Origin of the sequence: Mycobacterium sp. 1245805.9 (assembly GCF_001672915.1) — a bacterium.
Lineage (GTDB): Bacteria > Actinomycetota > Actinomycetes > Mycobacteriales > Mycobacteriaceae > Mycobacterium.
In genome coordinates, this window is record NZ_LZKR01000036.1 from 12,321 (window position 1) to 28,594 (window position 16,274).

At 69.3% G+C, this 16,274-nt stretch carries 15 protein-coding genes and 2 pseudogenes; 5 read left to right on the forward strand and 12 right to left on the reverse strand.

Translation table 11 applies throughout. From position 1 onward, the window contains the following. Nucleotides 1-124 precede the first annotated feature (124 nt). From A9X00_RS06145 to A9X00_RS06155, 3 genes are all read left to right on the forward strand, one after another. On the forward strand, nucleotides 125-565 hold the full coding sequence (locus A9X00_RS06145; protein WP_067150524.1) for a helix-turn-helix transcriptional regulator: 441 nt from the start codon (nucleotides 125-127) through the stop codon (nucleotides 563-565). Further along, nucleotides 562-954, forward strand: a complete 393-nt coding sequence (locus A9X00_RS06150) for a Fur family transcriptional regulator (protein WP_067150527.1) — start codon at nucleotides 562-564, stop codon at nucleotides 952-954. Before A9X00_RS06145 ends, A9X00_RS06150 begins: the two co-directional genes overlap by 4 nt. Before the next feature lie 146 nt (nucleotides 955-1,100). After that, nucleotides 1,101-2,099 (forward strand): alpha/beta fold hydrolase, encoded by a 999-nt coding sequence (locus A9X00_RS06155; protein WP_067150531.1) that lies wholly within the window; start codon nucleotides 1,101-1,103, stop codon nucleotides 2,097-2,099. On the opposite strand, the gene A9X00_RS06160 is transcribed toward A9X00_RS06155, so the two are convergent. The 3 genes from A9X00_RS06160 to recO are packed head-to-tail and all read right to left on the reverse strand — an operon-like array spanning nucleotide 2,096 to nucleotide 4,198. Then, nucleotides 2,096-2,524 carry a hypothetical protein gene (locus A9X00_RS06160; protein WP_067150534.1) on the reverse strand — a complete coding sequence of 143 codons (429 nt, stop codon included), beginning with the start codon at nucleotides 2,522-2,524 and terminating at the stop codon, nucleotides 2,096-2,098. The two genes, A9X00_RS06155 and A9X00_RS06160, sit on opposite strands and share 4 nt — an antisense overlap. Continuing rightward, on the reverse strand, nucleotides 2,524-3,408 hold the full coding sequence (locus A9X00_RS06165; protein WP_067150537.1) for a decaprenyl diphosphate synthase: 885 nt from the start codon (nucleotides 3,406-3,408) through the stop codon (nucleotides 2,524-2,526). The genes A9X00_RS06160 and A9X00_RS06165 overlap by 1 nt, the downstream gene beginning before the upstream one ends. Then, nucleotides 3,401-4,198 (reverse strand): DNA repair protein RecO, encoded by a 798-nt coding sequence (gene recO, locus A9X00_RS06170; protein WP_067150539.1) that lies wholly within the window; start codon nucleotides 4,196-4,198, stop codon nucleotides 3,401-3,403. The genes A9X00_RS06165 and recO overlap by 8 nt, the downstream gene beginning before the upstream one ends. Nucleotides 4,199-4,259: 61 nt before the next feature. Between recO and A9X00_RS06175 the strand changes: the two genes are divergently transcribed. Further along, entirely contained in the window at nucleotides 4,260-5,753 is a 1,494-nt protein-coding gene (locus tag A9X00_RS06175; protein ID WP_067150542.1) for an amidase, read from the forward strand. A 61-nt stretch (nucleotides 5,754-5,814) separates the two neighbouring features. Beyond that, nucleotides 5,815-7,275: an aminotransferase class I/II-fold pyridoxal phosphate-dependent enzyme gene (locus tag A9X00_RS06180; protein WP_067150545.1), complete on the forward strand. Its 1,461-nt coding sequence runs from the start codon at nucleotides 5,815-5,817 to the stop codon at nucleotides 7,273-7,275. Here the strand turns inward: A9X00_RS06180 and era are convergent. From era to A9X00_RS06225, 9 genes and pseudogenes are all read right to left on the reverse strand, one after another. Next, complete coding sequence (gene era, locus A9X00_RS06185) at nucleotides 7,264-8,175, reverse strand: GTPase Era (RefSeq protein ID WP_067150548.1); 912 nt, start codon at nucleotides 8,173-8,175, stop codon at nucleotides 7,264-7,266. The two genes, A9X00_RS06180 and era, sit on opposite strands and share 12 nt — an antisense overlap. After that, nucleotides 8,172-8,492 carry a cytidine deaminase gene (locus A9X00_RS06190; RefSeq protein WP_067150550.1) on the reverse strand — a complete coding sequence of 107 codons (321 nt, stop codon included), beginning with the start codon at nucleotides 8,490-8,492 and terminating at the stop codon, nucleotides 8,172-8,174. Before A9X00_RS06190 ends, era begins: the two co-directional genes overlap by 4 nt. Continuing rightward, on the reverse strand, nucleotides 8,485-9,798 hold the full coding sequence (locus A9X00_RS06195; RefSeq protein WP_067150554.1) for a hemolysin family protein: 1,314 nt from the start codon (nucleotides 9,796-9,798) through the stop codon (nucleotides 8,485-8,487). The genes A9X00_RS06190 and A9X00_RS06195 overlap by 8 nt, the downstream gene beginning before the upstream one ends. A gap of 100 nt (nucleotides 9,799-9,898) precedes the next feature. Then, a pseudogene (locus A9X00_RS30580) lies at nucleotides 9,899-10,615 on the reverse strand (PE family protein); the annotation flags it as partial. Between the two features lie 206 nt (nucleotides 10,616-10,821). Next, nucleotides 10,822-12,078: a trans-acting enoyl reductase family protein gene (locus A9X00_RS06205; protein ID WP_067150561.1), complete on the reverse strand. Its 1,257-nt coding sequence runs from the start codon at nucleotides 12,076-12,078 to the stop codon at nucleotides 10,822-10,824. Nucleotides 12,079-12,176: 98 nt separating this feature from the next. Continuing rightward, on the reverse strand, nucleotides 12,177-12,797 hold the full coding sequence (locus A9X00_RS06210; protein ID WP_067150564.1) for a transglycosylase family protein: 621 nt from the start codon (nucleotides 12,795-12,797) through the stop codon (nucleotides 12,177-12,179). A gap of 937 nt (nucleotides 12,798-13,734) precedes the next feature. Continuing rightward, nucleotides 13,735-14,340 (reverse strand): molybdenum cofactor guanylyltransferase, encoded by a 606-nt coding sequence (mobA, locus tag A9X00_RS06215; protein ID WP_082974736.1) that lies wholly within the window; start codon nucleotides 14,338-14,340, stop codon nucleotides 13,735-13,737. A gap of 1 nt (nucleotide 14,341) precedes the next feature. After that, on the reverse strand, nucleotides 14,342-15,430 hold the full coding sequence (locus A9X00_RS06220) for a 2-oxoacid:ferredoxin oxidoreductase subunit beta (RefSeq protein WP_067150570.1): 1,089 nt from the start codon (nucleotides 15,428-15,430) through the stop codon (nucleotides 14,342-14,344). Further along, a pseudogene (locus A9X00_RS06225) lies at nucleotides 15,427-16,274 on the reverse strand (2-oxoglutarate ferredoxin oxidoreductase subunit alpha); the annotation flags it as partial. The pseudogene A9X00_RS06225 and the gene A9X00_RS06220, both read right to left, overlap by 4 nt.

Here is a 16,274-nt window from a genome sequence, read left to right on the forward strand (position 1 = left end):
TGGTATCGACCGCCGCCGGAGTCTTTGACATGCGTCATCATGCATGTGACAGTGGAAAGCGGCCGACCACACTCCGTCGCGCCCTTCCACCAGACCCGGCACTTCTCGAGGTGATGACTCTCGGATGGCGATGTCCTCCTCTGTGCCCCTTCCTCGGTCCTCCCCGGTGCCGACCGCCGCCGCCGACGACGCAGGCTCCGACCTGGGCGGGGTGCCCCACCAGCACGGCGGCGGCGCCGCTGAGCACGCGCGATTTCCCGAATATCCCGTGCCGCCGTCGCGCGAGATTCTCGACGCCGCGGGCGAGCTGTTGCGCGCGCTCGCCGCACCCGTGCGGATCGCCATCGTGCTGCAGTTGCGCGAATCGCAGCGCTGCGTGCACGAGCTGGTCGACGCCCTCGGCGTGCCACAGCCGCTGGTCAGCCAGCATCTGAAAATCCTCAAGGCGGCCGGTGTGGTCGCCGGGGAGCGATCCGGCCGCGAGGTGCTCTACCGGCTGGCCGACCACCACCTGGCCCACATCGTCGTCGACGCGGTCGCCCACGCGAGTGAGGACACGCAGTGACGGGCACGAGCGTGCGCGCCACCCGCCAGCGGGCGGCGATTTCCACGTTGCTGGAGACGCTCGACGAATTCCGTTCCGCCCAGGAACTGCACGACGAGCTGCGCAGGCGCGGCGAGAACATCGGCCTGACCACGGTGTATCGCACGCTGCAATCGATGGCCACGGCCGGATTGGTCGACACGCTGCGCACCGACACCGGCGAGTCGGTGTACCGCCGATGCTCGGAGCATCATCACCACCACCTGGTGTGCCGCGGCTGCGGCACCACCGTGGAGATAGGCGACCACGAGGTCGAGGAGTGGGCCGCGCAAGTGGCCGCCAAGCACGGCTTTTCCGACGTCAGCCACACCATCGAAATCTTCGGAACGTGCGCGGAGTGCGGGTCCTAGGCTGAACCGCCCCGGCGGGCATGTCGTGTTGTTTCTGACCGGAAAAAAGTTCTGAGAAAAGTGTCCGATACGCGACCGTCGCGTGCTCCTACCCATGAGTGGCCCACGGGCCGAGGCAACCAGAACTCAAGGGAAGCGAGAACACGATGCGGAAGCAACCCGCCCCCCACCTGCGGCCGGTACGCGACGTCGAGGGCCCGTCACTGCAGTTTCGCACCATCCACGGCTACCGCCGCGCCTTCCGGATCGCCGGTTCCGGACCCGCCCTGCTGTTGATCCACGGCGTCGGCGACAAGTCCGAGTCCTGGGGGCCGGTGCACGCCAAGCTCGCGCAGCGCTTCACCGTCATCGCGCCAGACCTGCTGGGCCACGGCGAATCCGACAAGCCGCGCGCCGACTACTCGCTGCCCGCCTTCGCCAACGGGATGCGCGACCTGCTCGCCGTGCTGGGCATCGAGCGGGTCACCGTCGTCGGGCATTCGTTCGGCGGCGGCGTGGCGATGCAGTTCGCCTATCAGTACCCGCATCTGGTCGATCGTCTCGTGCTGGTCAGCGCCGGCGGCGTCGAGTCGGACGTCAGCTTCGCGCTGCGGTTCGCCGCGATGCCGCTGGGAAGCGAGGCGCTGGCCATGGTGCGCGTGCCGGGCGCGCTGCCCGCGATGCGAGTCTTTGGCCGCGCGGTTCAGGCCCTGCTCGGTTCCACCAAGTTCGGTCGCGACGCCGTCGACACCGTGCGCCTGCTCGAGGGCTTCAAGGACCCCAGCGCGTTGGCCGCGTTCGCTCGCACCTTGCGGTCGGTGGTGGACGGGCGCGGCCAATACGTCACCATGCTGGATCGCAGCTACTTGGTGGAATCCATTCCCGTGCAAATCATTTGGGGCGAGGACGACGTGGTGATCCCGGTGAGCCACGCCCGGACGGCCCACGCGGCGCTCGCCGGGTCGCGGCTGGCGATCTTCGAAAAGTCCGGGCACGTGCCGCATCACGACCACCCGGATCGCTTCGTGGAGGTCGTCGAACGATTCATCGACTCGACCCGGCCGGCCGATCATGACCCGGACCTCATGCACTCGCTGCTGCGCACCGGTGGCCGCGAGGACCTTGGGGCGGCGGACGTCGCGCCGGCCGAATCCGCCGCGTCCTAAGCGGTAACCGAACGCCGGATCTCGACGCCGGTGTCGAGCACCAGCAGGATCAGGGTGCGCAGGGCGTCGTCGGTGAGCCCGCCGCCGGGAAAGTTATAGCGCAGCATCACGTCGCCGGTTTTGGCCGCGCCCTTGCCGGAGTTGCGTTGCACCGCTTTGTCGTTGACCTTCTCGACCAGCGTCACGCTGCCGAAGTTGCTGTCGCGCGCCTGCTTGGCGATCTGGTCGCCGACCTTCTTGGTCAGCGGCAGGTCCCAGGCCAAGATCTGCGTCAGCGAGACCAGGTCCAGGCCCTCGGCGATGTTCACCACCCGCAACGACGCCAGCGTGCCATTGTGGCGCAACGTGAGTGCGCCGTCGGGTTCCTCGTCGACGGGAAGGACGTCGCGCAGTATCGACGCCAGACGCTCCTGTAGTGACGGCATCAGGCGCTCCCGAATCTTCTGTTGCGCTCGGCGTATTCCTCGCAGGCCGCCCACAGGTCGCGGCGGTCGTAGTCGGGCCACAGCTTGTCCTGGAATATGTACTCGGCGTACGCCGCCTGCCACAGCATGAAATTGCTGGACCGCTGCTCCCCCGACGTCCGCAGGAAAAGGTCGACGTCGGGAATGTCGGGCCGCTGCAGGTGGCGCGAAATCGTCGCCTCGCTGATGCGCTCCGGGTTGAGCCTGCCGGCCTGCGCCAACCGCGCGATATCCTTTGCGGCGTCGGCGATCTCGGCGCGGCCACCGTAGTTCACGCAGTAGTTCACCGTGATGACGTCGTTGCCGGCCGTCATGGCCTCGGCGACGGCCAGTTCATTGATGACGCTGCGCCACAGGCGGGGCCGTGAACCCACCCACCGGATCCGGACCCCGATCGTGTTGAGGTTGACGCGGCGCATGCGCACCACGTCGCGGTTGAACCCCATCAGGAAGCGAACCTCCTCGGGGGACCGCTTCCAGTTCTCGGTGGAAAAGGCGTACAGGCTGAGCCATTTGATTCCGATTTCGATTGCGCCGCAAACGATGTCGATCACCACCGCCTCGCCGGCCCGATGGCCGTCGGTGCGGCTCAGCCCGCGTTGGGTGGCCCAGCGACCGTTGCCGTCCATCACGATGGCCACGTGATTGGGCAGTCGGTCCGCCGGGATCCGCGGCGGGGCCGCCTTGGAAATGTGCTGCGGCGGCCGGCGCGGGCCACCGGCGGCGGACGGCGGCAGGTCCGGGAAGACGACCGGCCACGTCGACTTGTCGGGAAAGACCGGGTAATCGTCGGGCGCGGGGGGCAGTTGCGGGAAGTCGGTCGACTTCGGCTTGCGCTCAACCACAGGCCATATCCTGCCCGAACAGCGCTGCGCGCCGTTCGGCGATGGTGCGGTCGGCCTGATACGCCCGCTCCACCAGCGGCAACGTTTTGAGCTGACGTTCCAGATGCCACTGCAGGTGCGCGGCCACCAATCCGCTGACGTGGCTGCGGTGCGATTGCGGCGACGCCTCGGCGGCCTCCCAATCGCCGTCGTGCAGCGCGGTCATCAGATCCAGCACACCCGGCGGCGGGGTGGTCGAACCGGCCGGGCGGCAGTGCGGGCACACGCTGCCCCCGGCGGCGATATGAAACGCCCGGTGCGGGCCGGGCGTGGCGCACCGGGCGCACTCGGTGAGCGCCGGCGCCCACCCGGCGATGCCCATGGCGCGCAGCAGGTAGGCGTCCAGCAGCAGGTCGCGCGGCCGGCGGCCGTCGGCGACCGCCCGCAGCGCGCTCACCGTGAGCCGGTGCAGGGCCGGGGCCGGGGCCCGCTCCTCGCCGGCGAGGCGCTCGGCGGTTTCCAGCATCGCGCACCCGCACGTGTACCGGCCGTAGTCGTTGACGATGTCGGTGGCGAACGCATCGATGGCGACGACCTGGGTGACGATGTCCAGGTTGCGCCCGGGGTGCAGTTGCGCGTCGATATGAGCAAACGGCTCAAGTCGCGCGCCGAATTTGCTGCGGGTGCGGCGAACGCCCTTGGCCACCGCGCGAACCAGCCCGTGATCGCGGGTCAGCAGGGTGACGATCCGGTCGGCCTCGCCGAGCTTGTGCTGGCGCAGCACAACGGCCCGGTCTCGATATAGCCGCATCACAATAGTTTTGCACCCCGCCGCGACAATCCGGGTATCCGCGCCGTTAGTCTCGTACCCCGTGATTGGCGCTTCCGGGTCGGGCGCCGGGTCCCTCGCCGGATCCGGCCACCAGCGCCTGCCCACGCTGACCGACCTGCTGTATCAGCTGGCCAGCCGCGCGGTGACGTCCACCACATTGGTGAGCCGTTCCCTGCACGCCATCCACACCAGCCAGTCGACGCTCAACGCCTTTCGGGTGGTGCTGACCGAATCGGCGCTGGCCGACGCGGCGGAGGCCGACCGACGCCGCGCGGCCGGCGACACCGCCCCCTTGCTGGGCATCCCGATCGCGGTGAAAGACGACGTCGACGTCAAAGGGGTGCCGACCGCGTTCGGCACCGAGGGGTACGTCGCACCGGCCACCCAGGACGCCGAGGTGGTGCGCCGCCTGAAAGCCGCCGGCGCGGTCATCGTGGGCAAGACGAACACCTGCGAACTGGGCCAATGGCCGTTCACCAGCGGTCCCGGATTCGGACACACCCGCAACCCCTGGTCGCGCCGGCACACGCCGGGCGGATCGTCGGGGGGCAGCGCGGCCGCGGTGGCCGCCGGCCTGGTCACGGCCGCGATCGGCTCCGACGGCGCCGGCAGCGTGCGCATCCCCGCGGCGTGGACGCACCTGGTGGGCATCAAGCCGCAGCGCGGCCGCATCTCCACCTGGCCCCTGCCGGAGGCGTTCAACGGGATCACGGTCAACGGCGTGTTGGCGCGCACCGTGGAGGACGCCGCGCTGGTGCTCGACGCCGCGTCGGGCAACGTCGAGGGCGACCGGCACAAACCACCGCCGATCACGGCGTCCGACTATGTCGGGAAGGCGCCCGGGCCGCTCAACATCGCGCTGTCAACGCGGTTCCCCTACACCGGTTTCCGGGCCAAGCTGCACCCGGAGATCCTGGCCGCGACCCGGGCCGTCGGCAATCAGTTGCAGCTCCTGGGCCACACCGTCGTGCCCGGCAACCCCGATTACGGACTGCGGTTGTCGTGGAATTTCCTGGCCCGGTCCACCGCGGGGCTGCGGGAATGGGAGGAGCGGCTGGGCGACGGCGTCAACTGGGACCCCCGCACGCTGTCCAACTTTCGCGTGGGGCACGTGATGGGCGAGGCGATCCTGCGCAGCGCGCGCCGCCACGAAGCCGCCGACCAGCGCCGGGTCGGCTCGATCTTCGACATCGTCGACGTGGTGCTCGCGCCGACCACCGCCCAGCCCCCGCCGCTGGCGCGTACCTTCGACCGGCTGGGCGGCTTCGGCACCGACCGCGCCATGATCGCCGCGTGCCCGTTGACCTGGCCGTGGAACCTGCTGGGCTGGCCGTCCATCAACGTGCCGGCGGGATTCACGTCCGAGGGTTTGCCAATCGGGGTGCAGCTCATGGGTCCGGCAAATAGCGAGGGGCTGCTCATCTCGCTGGCCGCCGAGCTGGAGGCCGTCTGCGGCTGGTCGACCAAGCAGCCGACGGTGTGGTGGCATGCGGGCAGCGACACCCCGCCTGCCGGAGCGCCGCCGCGCAGATAGTCGCGCCGCCCGAACCGTGGGGCGCGGACATAGCCCGTGACAACCCGGGTATCCCCCTGCCATGGATCAATCCGATGCTCCGCTGCTGAACGCGCTGGCCGACTACCGCGACAAGAACCGCTACGGGTTCACCCCGCCGGGCCACCGGCAGGGGCGCGGCACCGATGACCGGGTCCTCGCGGTGCTGGGCCGCGAACCGTTCCTGGACGACGTGCTGGCCAGCGGCGGGCTCGATGACCGCCGCACCAGCAACGGGTTCCTCAAGCGCGCGGAGGATCTCATGGCCGACGCCGTCGGCGCCGACGTCGCGTGGTTCTCCACGTGCGGCAGCTCGCTGGCGGTGAAGGCGGCGATGATGGCGGTGGCCGGCGGTGACGGCAGCCTGCTCGTGGGCCGGGACAGCCACAAGTCCATCGTCGCGGGCCTGATTTTCTCGGGCGTGCAGCCCCGCTGGATCACCCCCCGCTGGGACGCGGAGCGTCACTTCTCGCATCCGCCCTCCCCCGAACAGGTGGAGGAGACCTGGCAGAAGCACCCCGACGCCGCCGGTGCGTTGATCGTGAGCCCCAGTCCGTACGGGACATGTGCGGACATCGCCGGCATCGCCGACGTCTGCCACGCGCGCGGCAAGCCGTTGATCATCGACGAGGCGTGGGGCGCACACCTTCCCTTCCACGAGGACCTGCCGACCTGGGCGATGGATGCCAACGCGGACGTCTGCGTCGTCAGCGTGCACAAGATGGGCGCCGGTTTCGAGCAGGGCTCGGTGTTTCACCTGCAGGGCGATCTGATCGACCAGGACCGCCTCTCGGCGTGCGCGGACCTGCTGATGACCACCAGCCCCAACGTGCTGGTGTATTCGGCGATGGACGGCTGGCGACGGCAGATGGTGGAACAGGGTCACGAATTGCTGGGCGCCGCATTGGATTTGGCGCACCAGCTGCGAGACGAAATTGAACGGATTCCCGATGTAGAGGTGCTCGACGACGAGCTGCTCGGGGTGCAGGCATCGCACGACCTGGACCGGATGCAGGTGCTGATGGACGTATCGGCCACGGGCACTTCGGGTTATCAGGCCGCCGACTGGCTGCGCGCGCACGCTCAGGTCGACATCGGGATGAGCGATCACCGCCGCATCCTGGCGACGCTGTCCTTCGCCGACGACAAGACCACCGCCGAACGCCTCACCCAGGCGCTGGGCGAATGGCGCCGGGCGGCCGACGATTTCGACCCCCCGCCGCGAATCGACCTGCCGTCGCCCGACGAGCTGCAATTGGAGAATGTCTGCCTGCCGCGCGACGCGTTCTTCGGACGCGTCGAGGCGGTGCCCAGCGATCGGGCGGCGGGACGGATCTCCGCCGAGCAGGTGACGCCGTACCCGCCCGGCATACCGGCCGTTGTCCCCGGCGAGTGCCTCAACGACGCCGTGCTGGACTACTTGCGCTCCGGTGTGCGGGCCGGGATGAACATCCCCGACGCGGCCGACCCGTCGATGGAGACCATCCGGGTGCTAAAAACCTAGCCGGCCAAGCTGTTTGGGGTCGCTCTGCCAGTTCTTGGCAACCTTGACGCGCAGGTCGAGGTAAATCTTGGTGCCCAGCAGCTTCTCGATCTGGGCCCGCGCGGCGGTCCCCACTTCCCGCAGCCGAGCGCCGCCCTTGCCGATGACGATGCCCTTCTGGCTGTCCCGCTCGACGTAGAGGATGGCGTGCACGTCGATGAGATCATCCCGGTCGTCCCGCGGATTGATTTCATCGATCACCACCGCCAACGAGTGCGGCAGCTCGTCGCGAACCCCCTCCAGGGCGGCCTCGCGGATGAGCTCGGCCATCAGGACCTCCTCGGGCTCGTCGGTCAGCTCGCCGTCGGGGTAGTACGCGGGTCCGACGGGCAGCGCCGCCGCCAGCACGTCGATCAGCACGTCGACCTGCGCGCCGGTTACGGCCGACACCGGCACGATTTCGGCTGAGCCGCCGACCAATTCGCTGGCGGCGACGAGCTGCGCGGCCACCCGGTCCTTGGGCACCTTGTCGATTTTGGTGACGACCGCGACGAGCGTGGTCTTGGGCGCGACCGCACGGATCTGTTCGACGATCCAGCGATCGCCCGGCCCGATGGCCTCGTCGGCCGGGATGCACAACCCGATCACGTCGACCTCGGAGTAGGTATCGCGGACCAGGTCGTTGAGCCGCTTGCCCAGCAGGGTGCGCGGCCGATGCAGGCCGGGGGTGTCGACCAGGATGATCTGGAAGCCTTCGCGGTGCACGATCCCGCGGATGGTGTGCCGGGTGGTCTGCGGCCGCGTCGACGTGATCGCCACCTTGGCGCCGACGAGTGCGTTGGTCAGGGTCGACTTGCCGGTGTTCGGCCGACCGACCAGACATACGAAGCCCGAACGGAATTCGGTCGTCTCGGCGCTCATAGCAGGTTGCCGGCGCGGTCGGTGACGATGATCACGGCCGTCGGTGACAGTTCGCGAACCGCGACGATGCCCGGATCGTCGGCGGATCCGGCAACCAGGACAGCCGCCTCGAGGCCGGTCGCCCCACTGGAGGCGGCGGCGACGACCGCGGCCTGCAGCCCGCTCAGCTTCAGCGTCGGCAAGTCGACCGGTGCGGCGGCATACGTGCGACCGTCCGCGTCGCGCACCGCGGCGCCGCTGTCAGCTTCGGCGCGGGCCATCGCGGCGCGCGCCAGCACCACCAGCTTGGCATCCTCGGCGTTCAGCTCGTCAGCCATGGTGATCGGCCTCCTCGGTCGATCCGTCGGCGCCGTCGGACTCGACCGGGCTCAGCAGCACGGTGTTGATGCGCACTCGCCCGCGATGGTCCGGGCCGCCCTCGGCGCGCAGCCGCAGGCCGTGCGAGACCACCTCGGCCCCCGGCAGCGGCACCCGACCCAATTCCAGGGCGACCAGGCCCCCCACGGTGTCGACGTCGAGGTCGTCGTCGAATTCCACGTCGTAGAGTTCCCCCACGTCTTCGATCGGCAGCCTCGCCGAAACCCGAAAGTGTTTGTCGCCCAGTTCTTCTACCGGGGCGGTTTCCGCCTCGTCGTACTCGTCGGCGATCTCGCCGACGATTTCCTCCAGCACGTCCTCGATGCTGACCAGGCCGGCTATCGCACCGTACTCGTCGACCAGCAGGGCCATGTGGTTGCGGTCGCGCTGCATCTCCCGCAGCAGCGCGTCCAGCGGCTTGGAGTCCGGCACGAAGACCGCCGGGCGCATCACCTCGGACACCTTGGTGTCACGCCCGCCGTCGGGAGACGAGAAGGCCTGCTGGACAAGGTCTTTCAGATACACCACCCCGACGATGTCGTCGACGTTCTCGCCGATCACCGGGATGCGGGAATGCCCGCTGCGCACGGCGAGGTTCATCGCCTGGCTGGCGAGCTTGTCGCTTTCGATCCAGATCATCTCGGTGCGCGGCACCATCACCTCGCGCGCCGGGGTGTCACCGAGCTCGAAGACCGACTCGATCATCCGGCGTTCGTCGGCGGCAACCACGCCGCGCTGCTGGGCGAGGTCGACGACCTCGCGCAGTTCGATCTCGGAGGCGAACGGGCCGTTGCGCAATCCCCGTCCCGGGGTGAGTGCGTTACCCAGGACCACAAGCAGCCGGCTGAGGGGCATCAACAACCACGAAATCGCTCGCAGCGGAAGGGCCGTCACCAGGGAGATGGAATACGCGTGCTGGCGCCCGAGGGTGCGCGGCCCGACCCCGATGACGACGAAGCTGGTTACCACCATGATGGTGGCCGCGCCGAACAACGCCCACTTCATGCCCCAGTTGTCGTAGAGGAAGACCACCAGCAACACGGTCGCGGTGATCTCGCAGATGATGCGCAGCAGCACCACCAGGTTGATGTAGCGGGGCCGCTCGGTCATCACCTTCAGCAGGGACACCGCGCCGGGCCGCTCGTCGCGCACCAGTTCCTGGATTCGGGCCAGCGACACGGTGCTGACGGCGGCGTCGATAGCGGCGAAAAGCCCGCCCAGAGCGATCAAGGCGATTGCGCCGAGCAGCTGCGAGACGCCGGTCAACGGTCGAAATACCTTGAGATAGTGGCTTGCTCCTTCGTGCGGCCGCCCAAACTGCGCATCGTCAGCCTAGGTGGTCGGCACCCCCCACGTTAGAACAGCCCTAGCCGAACAGTCCTGTTCCGGCCTTGCCGGCCTTGCCGTCCGTGCCTATGCCGAACCCGGCGATGCCGCCGTTGCCGCCGAAGCCGAACAGCGTGTTTCCGCCGTTTCCGCCGTTGCCGCCGGTGCCGGTGCCCGAGAATCCGCCGGCGCCGCCTTCGCCGCCGTCGCCGAACAACACCGCAATGCCGCCGCCACCGCCGTCACCCCCGGTGGTGCCGCCACCGCCGCCGACGCCGCCGGCGCCACCGGTGCCGTACAGCATGCCGGCGTTGCCGCCGGTTCCGCCGGCACCGCCGAGGGTGCCACTGTCCCCTCCGGCGCCGCCGGCCCCGCCCGCGCCTATCAACCGGGCGCTGCCGCCGACCCCACCGGCGCCGCCCACCGTATTGCCGAACCCGCCGCTGCCGCCGGCACCGCCCGGGCTGAACAGCAGCCCGGCGCTACCGCCGTTGCCGCCCGCGCCACCGGCGACGCCGGCAGCTAGCGATTGCGCTCCGGCGCCGCCGGACCCGCCGGCCCCGAACAACAGGCCGGCGTTGCCGCCATTGCCGCCCGCGCCACCGGTCCCGGCGGTAATAGATGTCGCACCGGCGCCGCCCGACCCACCCGCACCGAACAGCAGGCCGGCGTTGCCGCCGTTGCCACCGGCACCGCCGGTGAGAGCCCCTTGTCCGCCGGCGCCGCCGCCGCCGCCGGAACCGAATAGCAGGCCGCCGAGCAGGGCCGGCACCAGGGTGTGAACAGCGTTGTCGACGTCGCCTTCGTCGGCGCCGAGCTTGCTCGCGATTTCAGCGGTGGGAATCTGGGAGTACAGATCATCGAGACCGGCCATCGGTGTGTCCACCTTCGTCGAGTAGAGCCAAGTCGATTACGACATTAGACCCAGCGGACCCGGATCGAAAGCCGTTGCGCCAACCGGGATCAGCTCAGCCGTTCGGTCTGCAGCGACACCCCGGCGGCGGGCAGTCGCGCCAGCAGCGCGTCGCCCATCGCGGCCGCGGGCGTCAGCACGCCCAACAGATCGGAGAGTTTGTCGCGGTCCAGCGCGAGCGCCAGGCCGCTCTCCCCCAGCAGCACCGAGGTGGCCTTGTAACCCGGGTCGCCCCGTTGCTCCATGCGCGCCACGTAGCGGGCGCCGGTGGTCGTGGTGGTATAGGTCTCGATCCGGTAGTAGCCGCGCTCGCGGGCCTGCCCGCTCGGACCGGTCCCCGGCTTGGGGACGACCCGCTCCACCAGGCGCCGCGGCAGCAGCCGGAAGTAGCGACTGCCCAACTCGAACGTCGCGTTGCCGACGCCGCCGAGGACGATCGACGCCACCGGCGCGAGGGGCGACGACCCAACGCTCATGCTCTCGTCGTAGCGGAACCGCCGACCGTACGCCCAGTCCAGCAACGCGTTGCTGCGCCGCACGATGCGGGTGTTCGTCGGCGCCATCAGGAATCCCGCGGTCCAGAGGCCGGACAGCTCGGGCGCCAGTTCGCCCCCGCGGCGCGACGGCAGGTCGGGCTGCCGGCCGAGTTCGGGTTCGGCGCCGCGGTCGGTGCTCAGCGTGTAGGGGTCGGCAAGCTGGCGGCGCGCGTCGGGGTCGCTCGAGGCGGTGCGCAGGACGTCCAGCAGCGACGCGTAGGTGCCCCCGGAAAATCCGCCCCGCAGGGAGCGCACCACGAAGTGGGTTTCGCCGAGTTCCCCGGCGCCGTCCCGCTGCGCCGCCTGATACAGCGCGTACACGCTCAAATCCGAGGGGATCGAGTCGAACCCGCAGGCGTGCACGATGCGGGCGCCGGTGTCGGCGGCCTGCTTGTGGTAGAGGTCAATGCTGCTGCGCATGAACGGCGGCTCGCCGGTCAGGTCGGCGTAATCGGTGCCCGCCGCCGCGCACGCGGCCACCAGCGGCAGCCCATAGCGGGTGTAGGGCCCGACCGTCGTGACGACGACTTGCGCCCGGGCAGCCATCTCGCCCAGCGTCGACGGCGACGCGGCGTCGGCGGTCAGGACGGGCCACTCCCGCGCCGATTCGCCCAGGGTGTCGCGGACGGCACACAGCCGGTCCGGCGACCGGCCCGCCAGCGCGATCCGCGCGCCCGCTCCGGCGCGAGCCAGGTATTCGGCGGTCAGCTTGCCCACAAACCCGGTCGCCCCGTACAAGACGATGTCGAATTCGCGCGGCGTTGCGGTCACCGGCCCGACGCTACCCGAGCCCCCGTAAACAACCCCGTAAACAAGTAGTGCCGGGCCGTCGCGCCCGGCACTACTTGTACCTCTATTGACAGCGCAGGTCAGCCGCGGCGACCGCAGACCGGCCACGCGCCGATGCCCTGCGAGTGCAGCACGTTCTCGGCCACCCGGATCTGCTCCTCACGGCTGGCGCTGGCGGGCGATCCCGAGCCGCCGTTGGCGTGCCAGGTGCTCGAGGTGAACTGCAGACCACCGGAGAAGCCGTTACCGGTGCTGATGCCCCAGTTGCCACCCGACTCGCACTGCGCGATGGCGTCCCAGTTCACGCTGTACGCCTTGTGAACCGGCGGCGGGGGCGGGGCGTCCGGCGCCGGCGGCGGCGGAACGTTCGGGTCGAAGCCCACGGGAGCGGGCGGCGGGGCGTCCGGCGCCGGGGGCGGCGGCGGAACGTTGGGGTCGAAGCCCGCCGGTGCCGGCGCGGGAGGCATATCTACCGGCGCCAGGGCGTCCGGAAGCGCCGCCGGCGGCGGAACGTTGGGGTCGAAGGCCGCCGGCGCTGCCGGCGGGGCGTCCGGCGCCGGCGGCGGCGGCGCGTCGGGGGCCCCGATGGGGGGAACGTTCGGGTCAAAGCCCATCGGTTCCGCGGTGGCGGTGGCGGAGGGCACCGTCACCAGGGTGCCGGAGATCGCGGCGAGGATGAGCGTCTTGCGGACGTTCTTCAAAATTTCTTCCTTTCGCGGTGCGCGCGCCAAACCAGACCCACCGCAGTGGGTCGGAGGTGCTTGGTTACTGCCGAAAAGGTGCTCTGGGACGTGCCGTCTCGTTCAGGCACGACAGCGGCGGGCTCTCGATCTGCCCGGCGGGGTACTACCCCGGGCCGCGGCGCTTCCATGCCGTCCGCAGCCCCGCTCGCACGCGGGTCCGTGTTTTCAATTTTCGATTACTTATCCGTTAACCCGTTCGGGCTACCAGGGACCGTACGAAACCCGGGCGCATTCGTCATCTTCGGAAAGCTGATATCTCGGTTAGGTAACGAGCCGATCACGAGGCGGCCGCGGAATCATTTCTGCAGGTCAGTCGCGCGTTTTAGCACCGTGCCCATCCGTCGGAATCACAATCGAATCGTGAGCCGAATCACGCCCTTTTTGTGACCTGGCACACGTGTTTGCCGGTGCCCGGGGCGGGTTGAGGCGCCCCTCCTGCGTTCCGACGCCGCCGCGGCAGAACGCCGCAGCATACAACAAGATACGCGAGTTCGCTTCTGACACGCCGACATCGAGGAACAGGGTTGCAGTCCTACGAAACTATCTGCACGGCAACGTGTTTCGTAATAGCGGCCCAATTGGCAACCGTTGCAAACTCTTTCGCGCGAGCTGCACGATCGCCCGGCACGTCGCGAGTCGCAGGCCTCAATTTGCCAGGGTGCCCGCGAGTTTCCGAAGCGACAATGTGCGCTATTGCGTCGGCCGGCGCCATGAAAACGCTGCTGCGCCAAGGCCATTCGCGGCTCAGCCCAGGCGCCATCCGCAGATAACGATGGAAGAGCAAATAAGAAGGCCATGCCAATAGCGCATTATGCCGAAATTGATGGCTGAATTAACGCAAAGTGTTTATCGAACAGCGCGTCGGTCGCCAATTAAATGGCGGCACCGATTGGCGTCAGACGCGCGCCTGGGTCGCCGCGCGCAGTTCCGCGTCGGTGTTGACGTTCGTCAGCGCGCGCGAATCGGGCAGCACAATCTGCTGCGAATCCGAGGCGTCGATCAAGGCGCTCATTCGGCGCTCGCCGGCGGCGACCAGCGCGCCGATCCGGTCGGCGAGATCGGTGCGGTACACCGCGGCCAGGTAGTGGCTGCGGCCGTCCCACGGCAACACCACCTCGGCGTTGGTCTCGGTGGCGAGGCGGACCAGGTCGTCGATGAGTTCAGCTGTCAGCAGCGGCATGTCGACGGCACAGACGAACGCGAGCTTCGCGCCGGCCTCCGCGGCCGCGCGCAGTCCGCGCCCGGTCGCCGGCAGTGGTCCCAGCCCGCGCACCTCGTCGCGCAGGACGCGGGCCTCCAGCGACGGCAGCGGCTGCCCCGGGGCGGCCATCACGAAGACCGGCTCGCAGCGCTGCGCCACGATGCCGACGACGTATTCGGCGAGCGTGCCGGATCCGCCGGGGCCGGGAAGGGTGGCCTTGTCGCGGCCCATCCGGCGCGACTCACCTCCAGCGACTATTACCCCGGCCAGTGACACTGTGTCGGGCACCTGGTCGGCCACGTCAGTCGACGGTCCAGGTGTCGCGCCCGCGCAGCAGCGATTGCAGCGCGGCGGAGTCGAACGGCTTCGACGCCTGCGCGGTGTGGACCTGAGAGCGCGCCGCGTCGTCGTAGGTGGGGCGGCTGATGTTGCGGAAGATGCCCAGCACGGTGTGGTCGAGGTTCTGGTCCGAAAGCCGGGACAGCGCGAACGCGTAGGCCGAGTCGTCGGCGTGCGCGTCGTGCACCACGATCTCGTCGGTGCGTACGTCGGCCGTCTTGCCCACCTCCAGGCTGAAGCCCGACTTAACCACGCAGTATTCGCCGTTGGCGCCGAACACGATCGGCTCGCCGTGGCGGACGTTGATCACCCGCTCCTCGGCGCCCTCCTTGCGCAGCGCGTCGAAGGAGCCGTCGTTGAAGATCGGGCAGTCCTGCAGGATTTCGACGACGGCGGCGCCCCGGTGCTCGGCGGCGGCACGCAGCACCTCGGTCAGGCCGGCGCGGTCGGAGTCCAGCGCGCGGCCGACGAAGGTCGCCTCGGCGCCCAGCGCCAGCGACACCGGGTTGAACGGCTGATCGAGCGAGCCCATCGGGGTTGACTTCGTGACCTTGCCGACCTCCGAGGTCGGCGAGTACTGGCCCTTGGTCAGCCCGTAGATCCGGTTGTTGAACAGCAGGATGGTGATGTTGACGTTGCGGCGCAGCGCGTGGATCAGGTGGTTGCCGCCGATCGACAACGCGTCGCCGTCGCCGGTGACCACCCACACCGACAGGTCCTCGCGGGCCAGCGCCAGGCCGGTCGCGATGGCCGGCGCCCGCCCGTGGATCGAGTGGAACCCGTACGTCTCGAGGTAGTACGGGAACCGGCTGGAGCAGCCGATACCGCTGATGAACACGATGTTCTCGCGGCGCAGGCCCAACTCGGGCAGGAAGTTGCGGATGGTGTTGAGGATGACGTAGTCACCGCAGCCGGGGCACCAACGGACCTCCTGATCGCTGGTGAAGTCCTTGCCCTTCTGCGGCGGGTCCTCCGCCGACAGCGTGGGGACCCCGTCGTTCTTGGACAGCCTCGGGGTCACCCCGAGGTCCGTGCCGATCAGGTCCGTCATTCGCTAGCTCCCGCTCCAACCGTTGCTGCCGCCATTCTGGCGACCATCTTCTTGTCTTGCTCGATTTCGGCCAGCGTGCCGCTCAGCGCGGCGCGGATCAGGCGCCCGATCTCGTCCGCCAGGAAGGCCACACCCTGGACCTTGGTGACGGATTGCACGTCGACCAGGTACTTGCCGCGCAGGATCAGCGCCAGCTGACCCAGGTTCATCTCCGGGCACACCACCATCGGGTAACGGCGCAGCACGTCGCCGAGGTTCGCCGGGAACGGGCTGAGGTTGCGCAGGTGCGCGTGCGCGACCTTGATGCCCTTGCGCCGCGCGCGCCGGCAGGCCTCGCCGATCGGCCCGTACGAGCTGCCCCACCCGATCAGCAGCAGCTCGGCGTCGCCGGTCGGATCGTCGACCTCGAGGTCGGGCACGGCGATGCCGTCGATCTTGGCCTGCCGAATCCGGACCATGAGGTCGTGGTTGACCGGCTCATAGGAGATGTTGCCGGAGCCGTTCGCCGCCTCCAGACCACCGATGCGGTGCTCGAGCCCGGGGGTACCGGGAACGGCGAATTGCCGGGCAAGCGTTTCCGGGTCGCGGTTGTACGGCTGGAACGGCTCGTCCGGCTTGGCGAACGTGTGCGCGATCGGCTCCAGCGAGCCGACGTCCGGGATGCGCCACGGCTCCGAGCCGTTGGCGATCGCGCCGTCGGACAACACGATCACCGGGGTGTGATACGAGACCGCGATGCGCACCGCCTCGATGGCGGTCTCGAAGCAGTCCGACGGCGAACGCGGCGCCACCACCGCCACCGGGGACTCCCCGTTGCGGCCGTACAGCGCCTGCAGCAGGTCGG